Origin of the sequence: Rhodococcus sp. T9N (assembly GCF_024436645.1) — a bacterium.
In the GTDB taxonomy this organism is placed as follows: domain Bacteria; phylum Actinomycetota; class Actinomycetes; order Mycobacteriales; family Mycobacteriaceae; genus Rhodococcus_F; species Rhodococcus_F qingshengii.
In genome coordinates, this window is sequence record NZ_JAMSKS010000033.1 from 26,129 (window position 1) to 42,841 (window position 16,713).

Genomic DNA, 16,713 nt, shown 5'->3' on the forward strand with positions numbered 1-16,713 from the left:
AACAGGACCAACGGGTTTGCCACTCCAGTCGCAGTCGGAGACGGAACAATCTTTCGGGATTCCGTCCGTATTCCTACGGTCGGCGCATGCACCTGCGCCGCGCACGCTCATCGACATCGTGCGGGCCTCAGCCGAGGCCAACCCGGAAGCACCTGCCATCGACGACGGCGACACCACACTGTCGTACTCGGAGTTGCTCGACGAGATCGAGCTCGGTGCGCGCTGGCTCGGTGATGCCGGCGTCGGCGCAGGTGACCGCGTCGGAATCAGGATGCCGTCAGGTTCGCGTTCGCTGTACGTCGCGATCCTGTCGATCCTCGCGGCGGGCGCCGCCTACGTTCCCGTCGACGCCGACGATCCGGAAGAGCGCGCCGAGTTGGTGTTCGGCGAGGCGCAGGTAGCGGCGATCATCACCGGCGACGGAATCCAGCCGGGGACGGCGCCGAAGCGGCTCGAACATCCACCGGTTCGCGAACCCGAACCCGAGGACGACGCCTGGATCATCTTCACCTCAGGATCCACGGGCACCCCGAAGGGCGTCGCGGTCACTCACCTCAATGCCGCTGCCTTCGTCGACGCCGAGGCGCGCATGTTCCTCCAGGACGAGCCCATCGGGCCTGGTGACCGCGTCCTCGCGGGACTCTCCGTGGCATTCGACGCGTCCTGCGAGGAGATGTGGCTCGCGTGGCGCCACGGCGCCTGCCTCGTCCCGGCTCCTCGTTCGCTGGTTCGCAGCGGCATGGACCTCGGCCCGTGGCTGGTCTCGCGTGACGTCAGCATCGTCTCCACTGTGCCGACGCTTGCGTCTCTGTGGCCGGCCGAGGCCCTCGAAGCCGTTCGACTCCTGATCTTCGGCGGCGAAGCCTGCCCACCCGAACTGGCCGAACGCCTGGCCGTCGAGGGCCGCGAGGTCTGGAACACTTACGGCCCCACCGAGGCAACCGTCGTCGCCTGCGGCGCACTGATGGACGGCAAGAGCCCCGTCAGCATCGGCCTCCCCCTCGACGGCTGGGACCTTGCCGTCGTCGACGCCCAGAGCAATCCCGTCGCGGTCGGCGAGGTGGGCGAGCTGGTGATCGGCGGCGTCGGCCTCGCCCGTTACCTCGACCCCGCGAAGGACGCCGAGAAGTACGCGTCGATGCCCTCGCTCGGGTGGGAACGCGCCTACCGAAGCGGCGACCTGGTCCGGCTCGAGACCACCGGCCTGATGTTCCAGGGCCGCGCGGACGATCAGGTCAAGCTCGGCGGCAGGCGCATCGAACTCGGTGAGGTCGACAACGCCTTGCAGAACCTGCCGGGTGTGAGCGGCGCTGCCGCAGCCGTGAAGAAGACGGCAGCCGGCAACCAGCTCCTCGTCGGATACATCGCCAGCACGGATCCCGACTTCGATCTCAAGGCCGCTCATGCGCTGCTCAGCGAGCAGCTACCAGCAGCCCTCGTGCCGCGTCTGGCGTTGATGGACGAACTTCCGACGCGTACGTCAGGCAAGGTCGACCGCAATGCGCTGCCGTGGCCGTTGCCCGGCGCCGGTGAAGATGCGGGGGCCGCGTTGGGCCTCGACGGCACCGCTGCCTGGGTTGCCGGCCTGTGGGGATCGATCCTGGGCGCGCAGATCACCGGACTCGACGACGACTTCTTCGAAGTGGGCGGCGGATCCCTCTCTGCGGCTCAGCTGGTAACCGCCCTGCGCGAGCGGTTCCCCGAAGTGACCGTCGCACAGCTCTACGACCACCCACGGTTGGGATCGCTCGCCGAATATCTCGACGAATTGGCACCCACCGAAACTGTGGAGCCGCGCATCGTCGCTCCGACACCCTTGAAGACTCAGCTCGCGCAGATCGCCGTCACCGTTCCGCTCACGACGCTCACCGGACTGCAGTGGGTGACGTGGCTGGCGATCGCGAACAACGTCCTCGGCTGGTTCGTCGACGTCAGCTGGGCGCCCACGGTCTCGTGGTGGTGGATCCTGTTGGCATTCATCCTGTTCATCACACCGATCGGCCGTATGACCATCGCCGTCGTCGGGGCGCGCCTGCTCCTACGCAAGTTGGAGCCAGGAACGTACCCGCGAGGTGGTAGTGAACACCTGCGTCTGTGGATAGCGCTGCGACTCACCGAAGCCAGTGGCGCAGCCAACCTTTCGGGCGCACCGTGGATGCTCTACTACGCCCGCGCCCTCGGCGCCGACATCGGCAGCGGCGTCGATCTCCACACACTTCCTCCCATCACCGGCATGCTCGAACTCGGTGACGGCTGCTCCGTCGAACCCGAAGTCGACCTCTCGGGCCACTGGATCGACGGCGACGTCATCCACATCGGCGAGATCAAGATCGGCGACGGCGCCTCCGTCGGTTCACGCTCGACGCTTCTGCCCGGCGCGCGTATCGGTCGCGACGCCGTCGTCGAACCCGGATCTGCGGTGTTCGGCCGAGTGAAGGCAAACCAGCAGTGGGCCGGCTCCCCCGCCACCAAGGTCGGGAAAGCGAATCATCCTTGGCCGGCCGAACATCCGAAGCGCGCACCCGGCTGGGTGCCGGTATACGGCGTCACCTCGGTCTTCCTGGCCGGTATGCCGATCTTCGCTCTGATGGCCGGAATCGCCTTGATCGGTTGGTGGATCCGCGACACCGACACGCTCGCGAGTGCAGTGCTCCAATCGCTGATCATGCTTCCCGTCGCGACCATCCTGAGTTTGCTCGTCTTCGCAGTCATCACCCTTGTGGCCGTTCGTCTTCTCTCGATCGGGCTGACCCCCGGCTACCACCCTGTCCGCAGCCGCATCGGCTGGCAGGTGTGGGCGACCGAACGCCTGCTCGACTCGGCCAGAACCTTCCTCTTCCCGCTCTACGCGAGCCTGCTGACGCCGGGATGGCTCCGCCTCCTCGGCGCCAAGATCGGCAAGAACGTCGAAGCATCCACCGTGCTCCTCCTTCCCAAGTTCACGACGGTCGCCGACGGCGCATTCCTCGCCGACGACACCATGGTTGCGAGCTACGGCCTCGGCGGCGGCTGGATGCACATCGAACAGGCCAAGATCGGCAAGCGTGCGTTCCTCGGCAACTCCGGTATGACCGCCCCCGGTCGACGCGTCCCCAAGAACGGTCTCGTGGCGGTTCTGTCGGCCACCCCGTCCAAGGCCAAGTCCGGATCATCGTGGCTGGGTAGTCCACCGGTACGTCTGAGAAGGGCTGCCGGGGACACCGACGCCGCCCGCACGTTCAATCCGCCGATGCGACTCAAGATCGCCCGCGGAGTGGTCGAAACCTGCCGACTGATCCCCGTGATGGTCACGTTCGGCATCGGTCTCGGTGTTCTGTTTGCACTCGAAGCACTGGTCGGCGCCGTCGGATTCTGGTTCGCGGCTCTGTTGAGCGGCGTAATTCTGCTCGTCGCCGGAGCAGTGGCGGGCGCGATCACCATCGCCGCCAAGTGGATCGTCGTCGGGCGCATCGCCAAGGTCGAGCATCCGCTGTGGAGTTCGTTCGTCTGGCGCAACGAGGTAGCCGACGCGTTCGTCGAAACCGTCGCGGCGCCGTGGTTCGCTCGCGCAGCGACTGGTACTGCCGTACTGAACATCTTCTTGCGTGGGCTCGGGGCCAAGATCGGCAAGGGCGTTTGGTGTGAGTCGTACTGGCTACCCGAGGCAGATCTTGTGACTTTGGGCGACGGAGCGACAGTGGAACGGGGGTGCGTCGTGCAAACTCATCTCTTCCATGATCGGATCATGTCCATGGACACCGTCACCTTGGGAGCAGGAGCAACGCTGGGACCGCATTGCGTCGCGCTACCCGCAGCCGGCATCGGCGCGGGAGCGACGGTAGGGCCTGCATCTCTGGTGATGCGAGGTGACACCGTTCCGCCCTCCACCCGCTGGCAGGGCAATCCGATTGCACCGTGGGTGGCGTCGTGAAGCCGAACAGAATGCTCGAGGAGCCGCTCGATCCGTACCTGCCACACAACGGCAACCGCGGGTACCGCGTGTCTCGGTACGAACTGGAACTGACGTACAAGGTCTTCAGTAACCGTCTCGCCGGCAAGGCAGTCATCACCGCTGTCACCACCGAGAGCCGATCCAAGTTCAGCTTCGACCTCGCGCAGAACCTGCAGGTGTCCAAGGTGTCCGTCAACGGTGCCCGCGGCACCAAGTACGCGCACTTGAACAACAAGCTGATCATCACGCCGTCTACCAAGATCCCCGCGGGCGGTGCCCTGTCGGTCACCATCGCGTACAGCGGCAACCCCGAGCCGATCAAGAGCCTGTGGGGCGAAGTCGGCTGGGAGGAACTCGACGAAGGAACTTTGGTCGCAAGTCAGCCCAACGGCGCGGCGTCCTGGTTCCCGTGCGACGACCATCCGATTTCCAAAGCGTCGTACCGCGTCTCGATCACCACCGATTCCCCGTTCTATGCCCTCGCCAACGGCAAGCTGATCCGCAAGCAGACCCGTGCGAGTCAGACGACGTGGGTCTACGAGCAGACCGAACCGATGGCAACCTACCTGGCGACGATTCAGATCGGTCAGTACGAGCACCGACAGGTGAGCGCCGGGCCGGTACCGGTCTTCGCCGTTCACCCACCTCGGCTGCGCGCAGCGTTCGACGTCGACTTCGGGCGCCAACCCCAGATGCTGGAGGTCTTCGGAAAGCTGTTCGGCCCGTATCCCTTTGCCGACTACACCGCTGTGGTCACCGACGACGAACTCGAAATCCCCATCGAAGCGCAGGGACTCTCGATCTTCGGAGCCAACCACTGCACGGGTAGGCGCGGTTCCGAACGTCTTGTCGCACACGAGCTTGCCCATCAATGGTTCGGCAACAGCCTCACTCTCGGGCAGTGGTGCGACATCTGGCTACACGAAGGCTTTGCCTGTTACGCGGAGTGGATCTGGTCCGAGAATTCCGGTGGCCCATCCTCGAACCAACTCGCGACCAACGCCTATCAAGGGCTCGGGCGTAAATCTCAGGACTTGATCGTCGCCAATCCCGGGCCTGCCCTGATGTTCGACGATCGAATCTACAAGCGGGGCGCCTTGACTCTGCACGCCCTGCGCGGCGTTCTCGGAGACGAGAAATTCTTCGAACTGATCCGCCAGTGGACCACGAAGCATCGGCACAGCACGGTCAGCACCGAGCAATTCACCGATCTCGCTTCACGTTTCACCGACACCCCACTGCGCCCTCTCTGGGATGCATGGCTGAATCAACGCCCGCTACCTCGGCTTTGACGCTTTCCCCCAGCCGTAGCACCACGCCGAAACATTCCGAATGCGCCGATTATCTTTGTCTTACCTTTACTATAGAGGTGGGCCGAGGGACGACCCCGACAACACAATTCTCAGGGCACGCTTCCTCGACAGGTAGATCGGGGGATCGATGTTCGTTGTATTCACAATATGTTTCGTGATCGGGGTCGTCGCCCTGATCGGAGCCTTTGCCGTCGGCGAGGTTGCAGATCTGGGCGGCGGCCACGCAGACGGGCTGCCATTTCTGAGCCTGACAACCTTGGCCACAGCACTTTTCGGCTTCGGCGCCGGCGGCGTAGCTGCCACTCTCGCGGACGCTCCGACATTGGTAGCGGCGATTGCAGCACTCGCACTCGCCGCCGTTCTCGTTGTCGTCACGCGCGGCCTACTTCTCCCCTACCTCCTTGAGCAACAAGATAATTCGCACATCGGACGAGCTTCGTACTCCGGGCTATTGGGCACGGTCACCCTCACCATTGCAGCCGAAGGTTGGGGAGAAGTCTCGTTCGTCGACGCCGAAGGCAATCGCGTGCAGGCCAAGGCCGTCAGTGCACAGCCGATGGCGCTCACCACCGGCACCACCGTCTACATCGCCGATGTAGACGATCAATACCTTCACGTCGTCACGGTTGACGACGCGATCTAAGGACTCGATACATGCTGCCAATCATCATCATTGCGGTTGTAGTCGCAGTAATCATCTTCATCGTTCTCCCCGCGATCTACGTGAAGAACTACGTCAAGGTCCCGCCGAACGAAGTGGCGGTTTTCACCGGACGAGGCAAGCCGAAAGTCGTCCGCGGCGGAGCCCGGTTCAAGATTCCGGGAATCGAACGCGTCGACATCATGTCGCTCGAGCCGTTCAACGTCAGCATCAATCTCAAGAATGCACTCTCCAACGACGGTGTTCCGGTCAACGTCGAGGCAGTCGGCCTGGTACGAATCGGTTCCGCCGACGAAGCGGTTCAGACAGCGGTGCAACGATTCCTGACCTCCGACCTGGACGAACTCCAGCAGCAGATCAACGAAATCCTCGCCGGCAGTCTGCGCGGAATCACCGCGACCATGACGGTCGAGGATCTGAACTCCAACCGCGATTCGCTCGCACGCAGCGTGGTCGAGGAGGCAGGTGGCGACCTCGCACGCATCGGCATGGAAGTCGATGTCATCAAGATCGCGGGAATCTCCGACTTCAACGGCTACCTCGAATCGCTCGGTCAGCGCCGCATCGCCGAGGTCAAACGTGATGCCGCGATCGGAACTGCTGAAGCAGAGCGTGATTCGCAGATCCAGTCGGCAAAGGCGCGACAGGCAGGCTCCGTCGCACAGGCCGAGGCCGACACTGCGATCGCGAGTGCAAATCAGAAGCGCGACGTCGAACTCGCTCGCCTTCGAGCACAGACCGAAGCCGAGAACGCCGAAGCCGACCAGGCCGGACCACTCGCGCAGGCAACGGCCGAGAAGGCCGTCGGCATCGCACGTGAGCAGGCCGAGGCGGCCCGCGTCGAAGCTCGCACCGAGGTCGAGCGTCGTCGCGCCCAGCAATCGGAAGCGGCATTGCAGGCAGATGTCATTGCACCGGCCGAGGCCGAACGCCAAGCCTCCATCGCACGCGCAGAGGGTGAGCGACAGGCCGCGATCCTCCGCGCCCAGGCACAGGCCGAGTCAGCAAGGCAGGCCGGCGGGGCTCAGGCCGATGCACGAAAGCTCGTCGCCGACGCTGTTCGCTCCGAGCAGCAGGCTGATGCCGACGGCCTTCGAGCACGTCTGGAAGCCGAAGCTGACGGCCGCAAGGTAGCGGCCGACGCCGTTCGCGCCGAACAGCAGGCCGAAGCGGATGGTTTGCGCGCCAAGCTCGAAGCCGAAGCTGCCGGTAAGCGTCAGATCGCCGAGGCGCTCAATTCCTACACCCCGCAGGCCGCGCAGTTGCTCACTCTGCCTGACGTTCTGGCAGCACTGGTCGACGCCACCGCAGCAGCAGCGAAGCCGGTCGGCGACATCGATCGGATCTCCATCGTCGGCGGCAGCGACGGGGCGCAGGGTTCGATCGGCTCGATCCTGGGCATCAGTCCCCAGGTGATTGCCGGTGTCATCGAAACTCTCGAAAGCTCAGGCGTCGATATCACCGGTTTGCTCAACGGCCTGAACAAGACCGCATCGGTTCCGGCTGGTTCGGTACACAATTCGGTCCACAATTCGGAAAACGGTTCCGCAACCGTAGACGCGTGATTTCGCCCCGGTCCGCCGACTCTCGCAGGAGTCGGCGGACCGGCTTCACGCGCTCGGAAGGTGTGAACGCGACTTGAAGAGAATCAGAATCAAGCAGGCAGCGGCGGCGGCTGATCCGAACAGAAGAGTCACCGTGTAGCTCAGCGCCGGAATGCTTTCCGACAGCATCGCCAGCAACGCAGGCACCGCGAACCCGATGTAAGTGATCGAGTAGAACACCGCGGTCAATCCTGCCAGATCGTCCGGCCCCGCGATTCGCTGGATCTCCAGCAACCCGGACACCAGTGCCATGCCGTACCCGCAACCGAGGATCGCTGCAGCCACGATCGCGATCGCCACGGTCAGCGTCGACGCAACCAGAGCAGCACCGGCCATACCGACCACCAGAAACACCAGAGCCACAACGGCGCCACGAGCACTGCGGTCGGTGTCGATCTTGCGCCCCAACGACTGAATCGCGAATCCGCATGTCAGCGCGACCATGCACAGCAGAGCCGAAAAAGCCACGGGCGCATCGCCACTGTGCCCGGTCATGAGCGCCGGAATAACTGCATACGCGACACTGGCGGCACCGAACACCCACGGCGCCAACGGAACGACGACGTAGAGGAATCTGGGGTGACCTGCCGAGGGGATCTTGAGGTCGTCGATCAACCTGCGACGGTCGGATTTCGCCTGTGCCGGTCGTGTTTCGGGCGCACGCCACAGCGCCATGGCGGCGAGGACGGTGATCGCGATGTGCAACAAGTACGCCAACACACTCGGCATGGGCGCCCACTGCGCCAAGATTCCCGCAGCACCCGCTCCCAAGGCGAAGCCCGCGGTCAGACTCATCGCTGCTCGCCGAGCACCTGCGCCTTCCGACGCCGTCGGGTCCCAAGGTTGCGTGGACAACTCCTTGACCCAGGAGCCGCCGACGGCCATACCGATCCCCAAGGCAATGCCACAGAGGATTCTTCCCAGGATGAGAGCAGCGGCGGAGTCCGCCCCGAAAGCGAGCAGCGTCGAACCGGCGATCGCGATGATCGGCGCGGGGAGCATGATCGGGCGTCGACCCAATCGATCGGACAGCGGGCCGCCGAGCAGCAGGGCCGGCACAATTCCGACGACGTAGGCGAAGAGGAAGAAATCGACCATCACCGGCGAATAGCCGTGGTCGAGTCGGTACATCACCAGCAGTGGGGTGAATTCGTTTCCGCCCCAGGCAGCGGCGAACATACTGGCGGCAACGGTCAGCCACAGCCACTTTCCGCCGGAGAGGCGTTCACCCTCGAGACGAGTTTCGGCCGCGGTCCCAGCGCCGATCGTTTGGGTGCTCATCACAGAGTTCCTTCGAAGCCGAGGCCGTGGACCTGGCGCATGTGTGTGAGGACGGCAGTGTTGTATCCGTCGGCATCGCCTGTGTCGACGAGGTCGGTAAGCGCGGTGTGATCGGCAAGGATGCGCGAGAGTTGGCCGGGGTCGCGTGAGATCGACCGGGCTGTCATCCGTCGTTGCCTGTCGCGCAGACTCGCGTAGAACGAGTCGAGCAAAGGGTTCCCGCCGGCGGCAACGATCATCTTGTGGAAGTCTGCATCGATTGCGCTGAACGCGGCCACGTCCCCGCGATCAGCAATCTCACGTTGCTCGATCAGATTCGCGCGCAACGCTGCGACAAGCGCTTCCCGTGCGTGCGGTCGGACCGACACGACTCGAACGCTCTGAGTCTCGACGAGCTGTCTGGCACTGACTACGTGTTCCGCTTCCCCATCCGCGACCGGGACGATCAGCGCCCCCTTCTTCGGATAGAGGCGCATCCAACCTTCCGACTCGAGACGCAGAAACGCCTCACGCACCGGCGTTCGGCTCACATTGGTCCGTGCAGCGATGTCACCCTCACTGATCAGCTCCCCGCCGGCGAGCTCGCCGGAAAGGATCAGCTCCTTGACTTCGCGGAAGACGGTTTCGGAAGCGGAATACAACATAGACACAAGATGTATTTATACTCCACGCTGGCGCAACGCAGACATCCGGGTCGCCGATCCGAACATCTCGGTCCGATGCGGCATCGATCCAGTTAGCATTGCAAGGTGCCAGACAGAAGAGGAATCAGTTCGCGATGAATGGCGCACGCTCCAGCCTTCGAGGACTGATGCACTCATGACATCGCAGATGAAGTCGATGAGGACGCTGACCCGCGAGTGGTTGATTCTTCCCGATCAATACGACCGCTTCACTCGCTATCTCCGCGACAACGGCCTCACGACCGCCACCCGGCTATTACTTGGCATCATTGTCATCGGACTGGGAGTGTGCGCACTACTGAACAGATTCAGCCCTGCCGGTCCGACAAGCACGATTGCGCTGTTCTTCAATACTGTTGTCGTGATCTCGTGCTTCGTAGTCGGAGTCTCATGGTGGGTCTTCGGCCCCACAAAGCGTCGCTCGTTCGGTTTCGTGGTCTTCTGCGACATCGCGGTCACGATCTCCGTCGTTGGAGATTCCTCCCAGCTCGCACGATTGCTCACCTGTGTCATTTTTGCTCTGGTCGGCATCTACATCGCCTACTTCCACAACCCGAAGTTGCAGATCGCGCACATAGCTTTTTCGCTTCTTGTGATCGCGGTGGCTGCGCAGCCAATTCTGTTCGGGCCGGATCGCGATCCAGCCCTTGGTGTTTCGAAAGTACTGGTCGTCATCACCGCGTTGGTGGTCTGCGCATTCATCTCGCAGATCGTGCTGACGATGCTCAGCATGGATGCTTCCAGTTCCGACCTCGATCCTCTCACCGGCCTCTTGAACCGTCGTGGCCTCGACCGCCACGTCGAGAAGGTACTCGAGGGGTTCCAGCGTCAAGAATCTGCGGCTCTACTCGTGATCGCGATCGACATCGACCGGTTCAAGACGATCAACGACGTGCACGGCCACGACGTCGGCGATCGCATCATTCTCCGGGTATCGCAGCGGTTATCCGCCTGGGCACACGCTGATGCTGTCGTCGCGCGGGTCGGCGGCGACGAATTCATCCTCGTTCAAAGACTTTCCGTGCCAGCCATCGGACCGATGCTCAACTCGATCGGACCGGCAATGCACTCGAATTCCGACGAGATACCGTCGACTTCGAGCATCGGAATCGCCGTGCGTACCCACAAATTCGTCGCCGGAGAAGACCGCGCAGCAGCGTTCACGGACATGCAGAAAGTCGCCGATTCGGCGATGTACGAAAGCAAGAGACTCGGCGGCGGACGCGTTCACACGATCGTCACCACCGCCGGCAGGTAGCAGTACGCACAATTTCAGTAGTAGACCGGCCCTGGCACTCCTCCACCCGCTGCCACTGCGTCACCGGTGATCGCGATGCTTCGCGGCGATGCCAGGAAGGTCACGACGTCGGCTACTTCTTCGGCATCGATGATCCGATGTATCGAGTTCGTCGCGATACCACGCTCCACCTCTGCCTGCGAGCGGCCGGATTCTTCCGACTCGCGCGTAATCCGTGCGGTCAACCTCTCGGTCCTCGTCACGCCCGGATGGACGACGGTGACGTTGATTCCCTTGGGGCCCAGCTCGTCCGCAAGATTCTTGGTCAGTGCAGACACACTGACGTTGCGGATCGTGTGGGCGATCGAAGTGGCCTGTCTGGCACCCAAACCGCTGATGTTGATGATCCGACCCCAACCCTGATCAATCAGATACGGCGCCACAGCGCGCGCAGTTCGCAGGTACCCCAGCACTTTCACTTCGACTTCGTCTCGCACGACGTCGTCGGTGGTCGCCTCGAAATCCGTCGGCTTTCCGGCGCTGAACGGCGTCGCTGCCGAATTGACCAGAATGTCGACACCGCCGAACTCCATTACCACTTGCCGCACCGACGCCTGAACCGCGTCGTCGTCTCGCGTATCCGTCACGACTCCGATCGCACGAATTCCGAACTCCGAAACCAAATCTCGTGCAACGCTTACGACGGTTCGCTCAGTGCGCGCGAGTATCGCGATGTCGACCCCTTCAGCGGCCAGACCTCTGGCGATTGCCAGACCGATCCCCTTGCTACCACCGGCAACGATCGCACGCTTTCCAGACAAGTGAAGATCCATACCTGCGACACTATCCAACAGGCGGTCCCCGATCTCTACGAAGAGGGATCGGGGACCGTCGGAATCATTCCTGTGTCTCAGACCATCAGATCCGCGTACAGGTAGACGTTGTCGGCGTAGTTGCCCACACCGTCCTCGAATTGCAGTTCGCCGCCGCAGGTTACGACTGCCAACTTACGAGGGCCTTCCGGGCCGGCCAGCACGCTTTCCTCCACACCATCGGCCTTCGGGCGCGTCGTCACCGCAGTCACCTTCCACGACGTGCTCTTACCCGTCGCGTCGGATGTACGGATCACTTCACCCGGCTCGATCGTGCCCAGGTCGAACAGCGCGCCGTTACCCTGGCCGGTCAGATTGACGTGTCCGGCAATCAAGGTCGTGCCGGTGGCGGAATCGAGAGATGCACCGTCGAGCCAGATTCCGACGTTCTTGACGTTCTCCGGCGGAGTGAGAACTCCTTCCGGCACGGTGGCGTCCACGATCGGCGCCTGAACACCGACCGGGTCGAGCGAAAGGGTGTTGGGAGTCATCAACGCATCCGTAGGCGTTGCCGGATTCGCGGAGTGCGACATGACAACTCCCGGACTCGGCGGGATCGCAGCATCGCCATCGGAGGATCGCAGGCCGTCGAAGGCCATGGAAGCACCGGCGGCCAACACCGCGATGAGAGCCAGAATGAACGCGACACGACGCCCTTTGCCTGGACTCGCGGGCTGATCGTGGTTGGGATCGTCGTATGGATTGGATGGATTGGGATCCGACTCGTACATGGTCATCGAACTGTCTCCTGCGGGATGAGGCGCCCCCGGCACCTCGTGCGAATTGACGCCCCCTGCGTCTGATCAATGTCGGCACCGATCACACGAAGCGTGATCGGTGCCGACGTCTACTACACGTGCCTGGTGTCAGGATCGCTTGCGGCGGAGAGCAACTGCTCCGGCAGCAGCCATTCCGACAAGCCCGAGGCCCGTCACTGCGACGGCGACGTTGCGGCCTGAATTCTGTTCAGCAGCACCACCGTCGATGGCAACCGGGCGGGGGCCAGTGGCCGGCTTCGGAGCCGACGGCGCCGGAGTTGCGGGAGTTGCAACCGGCTGCGACGGAACAGGTGCACCCGGAACTACAGGCACAATCGGCACGATGGGCACGATCGGAACAATCGGCACGATCGGAACGACCGGGGTTGCAGGCGTCGTGGTGGCCGGTGTGGTCGTTGCCGGTGTCGTTGTTGCCGGCGTGCTCGTTGCCGGTGTCGTCGTGGGTGCTGCTGCATATCCGACGCTGGCAGATGCATTCATCGAAGCCGGCCGAACGGTGTCGAACGACGCGAAGATCTGGCACTGTGCGCCTGCCGTGTTCCAGTGCAGGTTCTCGACCGAATCCGGAATGACGCTTGCAGTCACCGAGTAGTCCCCGCCGGCCGCAGCGGTGAGGCAAAGATCAACAGCAGTCGGTGCGTCGCCGCGGCCGTCGACCGTCAGTTGGTTTGCAGTCAACGTCGCCTTGGCGTTGTCACCACAGACGGTCAGTTCGGTGCCCGCCGAGGACTGAACAGTGATCGGCTTCCGGTACATATTCGTATTCAGGGTGAAAACGGCAGTCTCGCCGGCCTTCAGAGTCCCCGTCGCGGGTGTCTTGCGAACGAGGTCGAGCGTCTGCGTGACGTTCATGATCTCGACGATGCGAGCTCGCTCGTCGTCTCCGATGTTCCTGTCGCACAGGCTTTTGAAATCGGCCATCAGCGGATTGTCGTAGTCCGAGACACACCACACAAGCGTCTGCCGCGCCGAACGTGCATCCTCGCTGCCATTTCCCGAAACGACACCGTCGAGTTTGGCGGGATTCTGCAGCAACCAACTGATGACAGCGAGATCGTCGGCTGACAGATCGGGATTGCCCGAAGACGGCACCGTCGCACCCATCTCGTCGTTGTGCTTGTCAACCGGCAAACCGTTCTCGTCGACACCGGCACACGGATCGAGATCGAAGTCCGTGCAGTACATCCATTCCGACTTCGCAATTCCGTCGACGTCGCGGACACCGCAGACCGGAGCATCCACCGCGGCCGAGGTACCCCGATCGGTGGTGCCGTACATCGGCACGATGTTGCCGTCGTTGTAGTGATCCAGCCGAATGCCGGAGATGTCGAGCATCTGCTCCGAGGGCGTGTACTCGGTGCCCTCACACAACCCGGCGGTGAACGCCGGAGCGGCCGCGGTTCGCACCGGCATCGGCGCGGACACAGCTGGCGAAGCAAAAGCAACGCTACTACCGGCGACCGTTACGGCAATAGCTGCAGTTAGCGAGAGCCGGAGAACAAGCGGCCTACGCCGTGAACCAGACACAGTCATCAAAGCTTCCCTTTCAAGACATTTCGGTAGCGGGACGGTTGCCTGGATTCCCAATACCACGCCACCCAGCGCTCACTTCCGAGAGGATCAGCCGATCACTTTTGGCAATCAGCCAGTTACTGAATGGCAATGTAGTGCATGTTTCAAGAAAGATCACCCAATCGTCGAGCACCCAGGGCGCAGCTTGGACATTCGGATGACGAGTTAGCCATGAAGATGACTGAACCTTTGTCCAACCGCACAACAATCGCGATCCCCCCCAAATCTGCTCATCCAACCGCGACGTTCCCGACATTTCGCCAACGCTAGCCAGTCGGTAACTTGGACATTCTGGGGAAACTCACAGGAAGGGGCGTTTTCAGCTCGCGCGCAAAAGAAGGGGCCCGCTATGCGGACCCCTTCGCCGGAAACTTCCGATCGAGACTGCTTTGTCGGGATTCGGGCAACTTGTAGATGCCCCAGAACAATCTCCACTCACATTATGTGATTTGCCTCACATTCAAAGAATCTGTTGGTTTTGTTCACACCCTGAACCAATCTTTTGGTCCTCTTTGCGTCGATTATCCAGATCTCCGACGGCGGAACCCTGCCCTGCCGGAGAGCGGAGCACGAGCCTCGGATCAGTCTCGGACCGGAGGCGCCTTCCTCGTAGTAACCGCAATGCGATTCCACGCATTGATCGTCAAAATGACGCTGATGAGCTGAGCCAGTTCCACGTCCGAGAATTCGCCGGCAGCCTCGCTGTACACCTCGTCCGGAACGAAACCGTCGGTGAGGACTGTCACGGCCTCGGTCAAGGCGAGCGCGGCACGTTCACGATCGGAGTACATCCCTCGCGCTTCTTCCCACGCGTTCAGTAGGTAGAGCTTCTGCTCCGTCACGCCGACCTTTCGGGCGTCGCGAGTGTGCATGTCCAGGCACCATGCGCAATGATTCAGCTGCGACGCACGCGTGAGGACCAGCTCGACGAGCGTCGGCTCCAGCCCCTTGCGTGCAGCGGCATCCAACGCAATCATCGCCTTGTAGACCTCGGGCGCCAGCTTTGCGATATCCAGTCTTTGTCCTGTTGCTGTAGTCATAACTCAAACGGTAATCCCGGAAAGACCCGGAAACATGGTTCAATCCGGTGGTGAATTCGTGGGCCAATCTTGGGTTCGATCTGCATATCGAGCTGCCACAGGGAATCGGGGTTCGCGCTGCACTGCTTCAGACCCTTCGCGACGCGATCGACAGTGGACTGCTGAAGCCCGGCACCAGACTCCCACCTTCCCGCACCCTCGCGCTCGACCTCGGAGTTGCCCGAAACACCGTTGCAGACTGCTATGCCGAGCTCGCCGCGGCTGGGTGGCTTGTCACACGGCCTGGTTCCGGGACCCTGGTCGCCACGCTCGCCAGCACACACACCCGCGAGGTCGAGCCATCACCGACTCGACGACGCTGGACCTACAGTCTTCTCCCTGGATCGCCCGACGCGTCGGCGTTTCCCCGCACTGCATGGATTTCGTCCGCCAGACGTGCTTTGACCACCGCGCCGACCGACGCGTTCGCGACTACTGATCCCAGAGGCCGAGTCGAACTCCGAAACGCCCTCACCACATACCTGAGCCGCACCAGAGGCGTTCGCGTCGATCCGAACTGCATTGTGATCAGTGCCAGCTCGGGTCACGGGATCTCCCTCCTTGCCCGCGCACTCGGAGGAACGATTGCGGTCGACGCTTTCTGCCTTCACCTGCACCGGCAGTTGCTCGCCGACGAAGGGCTGCTGACAGTTCCCATATCGGTTGACCAATCAGGCACTTGCACAGACGAATTGGCCTCTACATCTGCTGAAAGTGTTCTGCTGACGCCGACCCATCAGTTCCCTCTCGGCGGTCCCCTCACACCGGCGAGGCGCGCGACCGCTCTCGAATGGGCCACGACTACGGGCGGCGTCATCATCGAGGACGACTACGACGGCGAATTCCGTTACGACAGAAAACCTGTCGGTGCACTCCAAGGAATCGCACCGCAGCACGTTGCGTACCTGGGCACTGTCAGCAAGACACTGTCGCCGGCAATTCGCATCGGATGGATGGTGTTGCCGGACAGGCTGATCGAACCTGTCCTCGCAACAAAGGGACCCTACGAACGCTGGGTAAGTTCAACGGATCAATTGACCTTGGCGGACTTCATCGAATCCGGAAGATTCGACAGCCATATTCGAAAGATGCGCACCTCGTACCGACGACGACGCGATCAACTGGTTGCGACACTTGCGCAGCAAGTACCCCAGGTCAGGGACGAGGGGATCTCCGCGGGACTTCACGCTGTGATCCGTCTGCCCTCCGGCACCGAACAATCTGTTCTTGCAGCGGCCCAGGCGCGCGATCTCGGGCTCGAAGGGCTTTCGGTCTTCCGACATCCCGACGTGTCGTCAGTCGGCGGTGACGGCATCGTCGTCGGCTACAGCACGCCGACGCAGTCGCAGTACTCGAGGACGCTGGACGTGCTCTGCGAGGTGCTACAGGCAGCTCTGCCATAACGCCTGTCGGATCTGCCCATCCGCTCACCTGCCCTGCCCTGCCCTGCCCTGCCCTGCCCTGATGGAGTGAACGTACCGTTCCCCTCGTCCAAGAGGGTGAGCGTGTCGTTCGCTCGGTCCCGGACGGGGTGGTGAGTCGGCTGTGCTCGCGCCCCTGATGGTGTGAACGGTACGTTCGGTCGATCTGAGGCGACGAACGTACCGTTCACTCGATCAGAGGGTGCCGGCGACGGGATGTTTCGGGGGGTGTTTTGGGTACGAGAAAGCCCCCCAACCAGTACTGGTTGGGGGGCTTCTC

12 protein-coding genes are annotated in these 16,713 nt (G+C 62.6%); 6 read left to right on the forward strand and 6 right to left on the reverse strand.

Annotated elements, in window-relative coordinates; translation table 11 throughout:
- The first annotated feature begins 16 nt into the window (after positions 1-16).
- From M1L53_RS31435 to M1L53_RS31450, 4 genes are all read left to right on the forward strand, one after another.
- A complete protein-coding gene (locus tag M1L53_RS31435; protein WP_054187857.1) occupies positions 17-3,910 on the forward strand; it encodes a Pls/PosA family non-ribosomal peptide synthetase in 3,894 nt (1,297 codons plus the stop codon).
- Positions 3,911-3,921: 11 nt separating this feature from the next.
- Entirely contained in the window at positions 3,922-5,223 is a 1,302-nt protein-coding gene (locus M1L53_RS31440) for a M1 family metallopeptidase (protein WP_054187926.1), read from the forward strand.
- A 148-nt stretch (positions 5,224-5,371) separates the two neighbouring features.
- A complete protein-coding gene (locus tag M1L53_RS31445; RefSeq protein WP_054187856.1) occupies positions 5,372-5,887 on the forward strand; it encodes a DUF1449 family protein in 516 nt (171 codons plus the stop codon).
- An 11-nt stretch (positions 5,888-5,898) separates the two neighbouring features.
- Complete coding sequence (locus M1L53_RS31450) at positions 5,899-7,470, forward strand: flotillin family protein (protein WP_050655914.1); 1,572 nt, start codon at positions 5,899-5,901, stop codon at positions 7,468-7,470.
- A 45-nt stretch (positions 7,471-7,515) separates the two neighbouring features.
- Here M1L53_RS31450 and M1L53_RS31455 read toward each other — a convergent pair whose 3' ends face one another.
- On the reverse strand, positions 7,516-8,790 hold the full coding sequence (locus M1L53_RS31455) for an MFS transporter (RefSeq protein WP_054187855.1): 1,275 nt from the start codon (positions 8,788-8,790) through the stop codon (positions 7,516-7,518).
- Entirely contained in the window at positions 8,790-9,434 is a 645-nt protein-coding gene (locus M1L53_RS31460) for a GntR family transcriptional regulator (RefSeq protein WP_007727164.1), read from the reverse strand. The genes M1L53_RS31455 and M1L53_RS31460 overlap by 1 nt, the downstream gene beginning before the upstream one ends.
- A gap of 175 nt (positions 9,435-9,609) precedes the next feature.
- Here M1L53_RS31460 and M1L53_RS31465 point away from each other — a divergent pair, with 175 nt between their 5' ends.
- The gene (locus M1L53_RS31465) at positions 9,610-10,731 is read left to right on the forward strand and encodes a GGDEF domain-containing protein (protein WP_054187854.1); all 1,122 of its coding nucleotides are present in this window, start codon (positions 9,610-9,612) and stop codon (positions 10,729-10,731) included.
- A 14-nt stretch (positions 10,732-10,745) separates the two neighbouring features.
- Here the strand turns inward: M1L53_RS31465 and M1L53_RS31470 are convergent, their stop codons facing one another.
- The 4 genes from M1L53_RS31470 to M1L53_RS31485 all read right to left on the reverse strand — a co-directional run bounded on the left by M1L53_RS31470 (position 10,746) and on the right by M1L53_RS31485 (position 14,973).
- On the reverse strand, positions 10,746-11,543 hold the full coding sequence (locus M1L53_RS31470) for an SDR family NAD(P)-dependent oxidoreductase (protein ID WP_054187853.1): 798 nt from the start codon (positions 11,541-11,543) through the stop codon (positions 10,746-10,748).
- 77 nt (positions 11,544-11,620) lie between these two features.
- Positions 11,621-12,319 carry a class F sortase gene (locus M1L53_RS31475; RefSeq protein ID WP_054187925.1) on the reverse strand — a complete coding sequence of 233 codons (699 nt, stop codon included), beginning with the start codon at positions 12,317-12,319 and terminating at the stop codon, positions 11,621-11,623.
- A gap of 129 nt (positions 12,320-12,448) precedes the next feature.
- Entirely contained in the window at positions 12,449-13,894 is a 1,446-nt protein-coding gene (locus M1L53_RS31480) for a hypothetical protein (RefSeq protein ID WP_231782875.1), read from the reverse strand.
- A 620-nt stretch (positions 13,895-14,514) separates the two neighbouring features.
- Positions 14,515-14,973, reverse strand: coding sequence for a carboxymuconolactone decarboxylase family protein (locus M1L53_RS31485; RefSeq protein WP_007727180.1), 459 nt, complete (start codon positions 14,971-14,973; stop codon positions 14,515-14,517).
- 47 nt (positions 14,974-15,020) lie between these two features.
- Here M1L53_RS31485 and M1L53_RS31490 point away from each other — a divergent pair, with 47 nt between their 5' ends.
- The gene (locus tag M1L53_RS31490) at positions 15,021-16,415 is read left to right on the forward strand and encodes a PLP-dependent aminotransferase family protein (RefSeq protein WP_083471194.1); all 1,395 of its coding nucleotides are present in this window, start codon (positions 15,021-15,023) and stop codon (positions 16,413-16,415) included.
- Positions 16,416-16,713: the final 298 nt, after the last annotated feature.

What these genes read in the sequence shown, in the direction of transcription:
- M1L53_RS31440 (WP_054187926.1), top strand. Translation starts at nt 3,922, where the DNA reads ATGCTCGAGGAGCCGCTCGATCCGTACCTGCCACACAACGGCAACCGC.
- M1L53_RS31445 (WP_054187856.1), top strand. Translation starts at nt 5,372, where the DNA reads ATGTTCGTTGTATTCACAATATGTTTCGTGATCGGGGTCGTCGCCCTG.
- M1L53_RS31450 (WP_050655914.1), top strand. Translation starts at nt 5,899, where the DNA reads ATGCTGCCAATCATCATCATTGCGGTTGTAGTCGCAGTAATCATCTTC.
- M1L53_RS31455 (WP_054187855.1), bottom strand. Translation starts at nt 8,790, where the DNA reads ATGAGCACCCAAACGATCGGCGCTGGGACCGCGGCCGAAACTCGTCTC.
- M1L53_RS31460 (WP_007727164.1), bottom strand. Translation starts at nt 9,434, where the DNA reads ATGTTGTATTCCGCTTCCGAAACCGTCTTCCGCGAAGTCAAGGAGCTG.
- M1L53_RS31465 (WP_054187854.1), top strand. Translation starts at nt 9,610, where the DNA reads ATGACATCGCAGATGAAGTCGATGAGGACGCTGACCCGCGAGTGGTTG.
- M1L53_RS31470 (WP_054187853.1), bottom strand. Translation starts at nt 11,543, where the DNA reads ATGGATCTTCACTTGTCTGGAAAGCGTGCGATCGTTGCCGGTGGTAGC.
- M1L53_RS31475 (WP_054187925.1), bottom strand. Translation starts at nt 12,319, where the DNA reads ATGACCATGTACGAGTCGGATCCCAATCCATCCAATCCATACGACGAT.
- M1L53_RS31480 (WP_231782875.1), bottom strand. Translation starts at nt 13,894, where the DNA reads ATGACTGTGTCTGGTTCACGGCGTAGGCCGCTTGTTCTCCGGCTCTCG.
- M1L53_RS31485 (WP_007727180.1), bottom strand. Translation starts at nt 14,973, where the DNA reads ATGACTACAGCAACAGGACAAAGACTGGATATCGCAAAGCTGGCGCCC.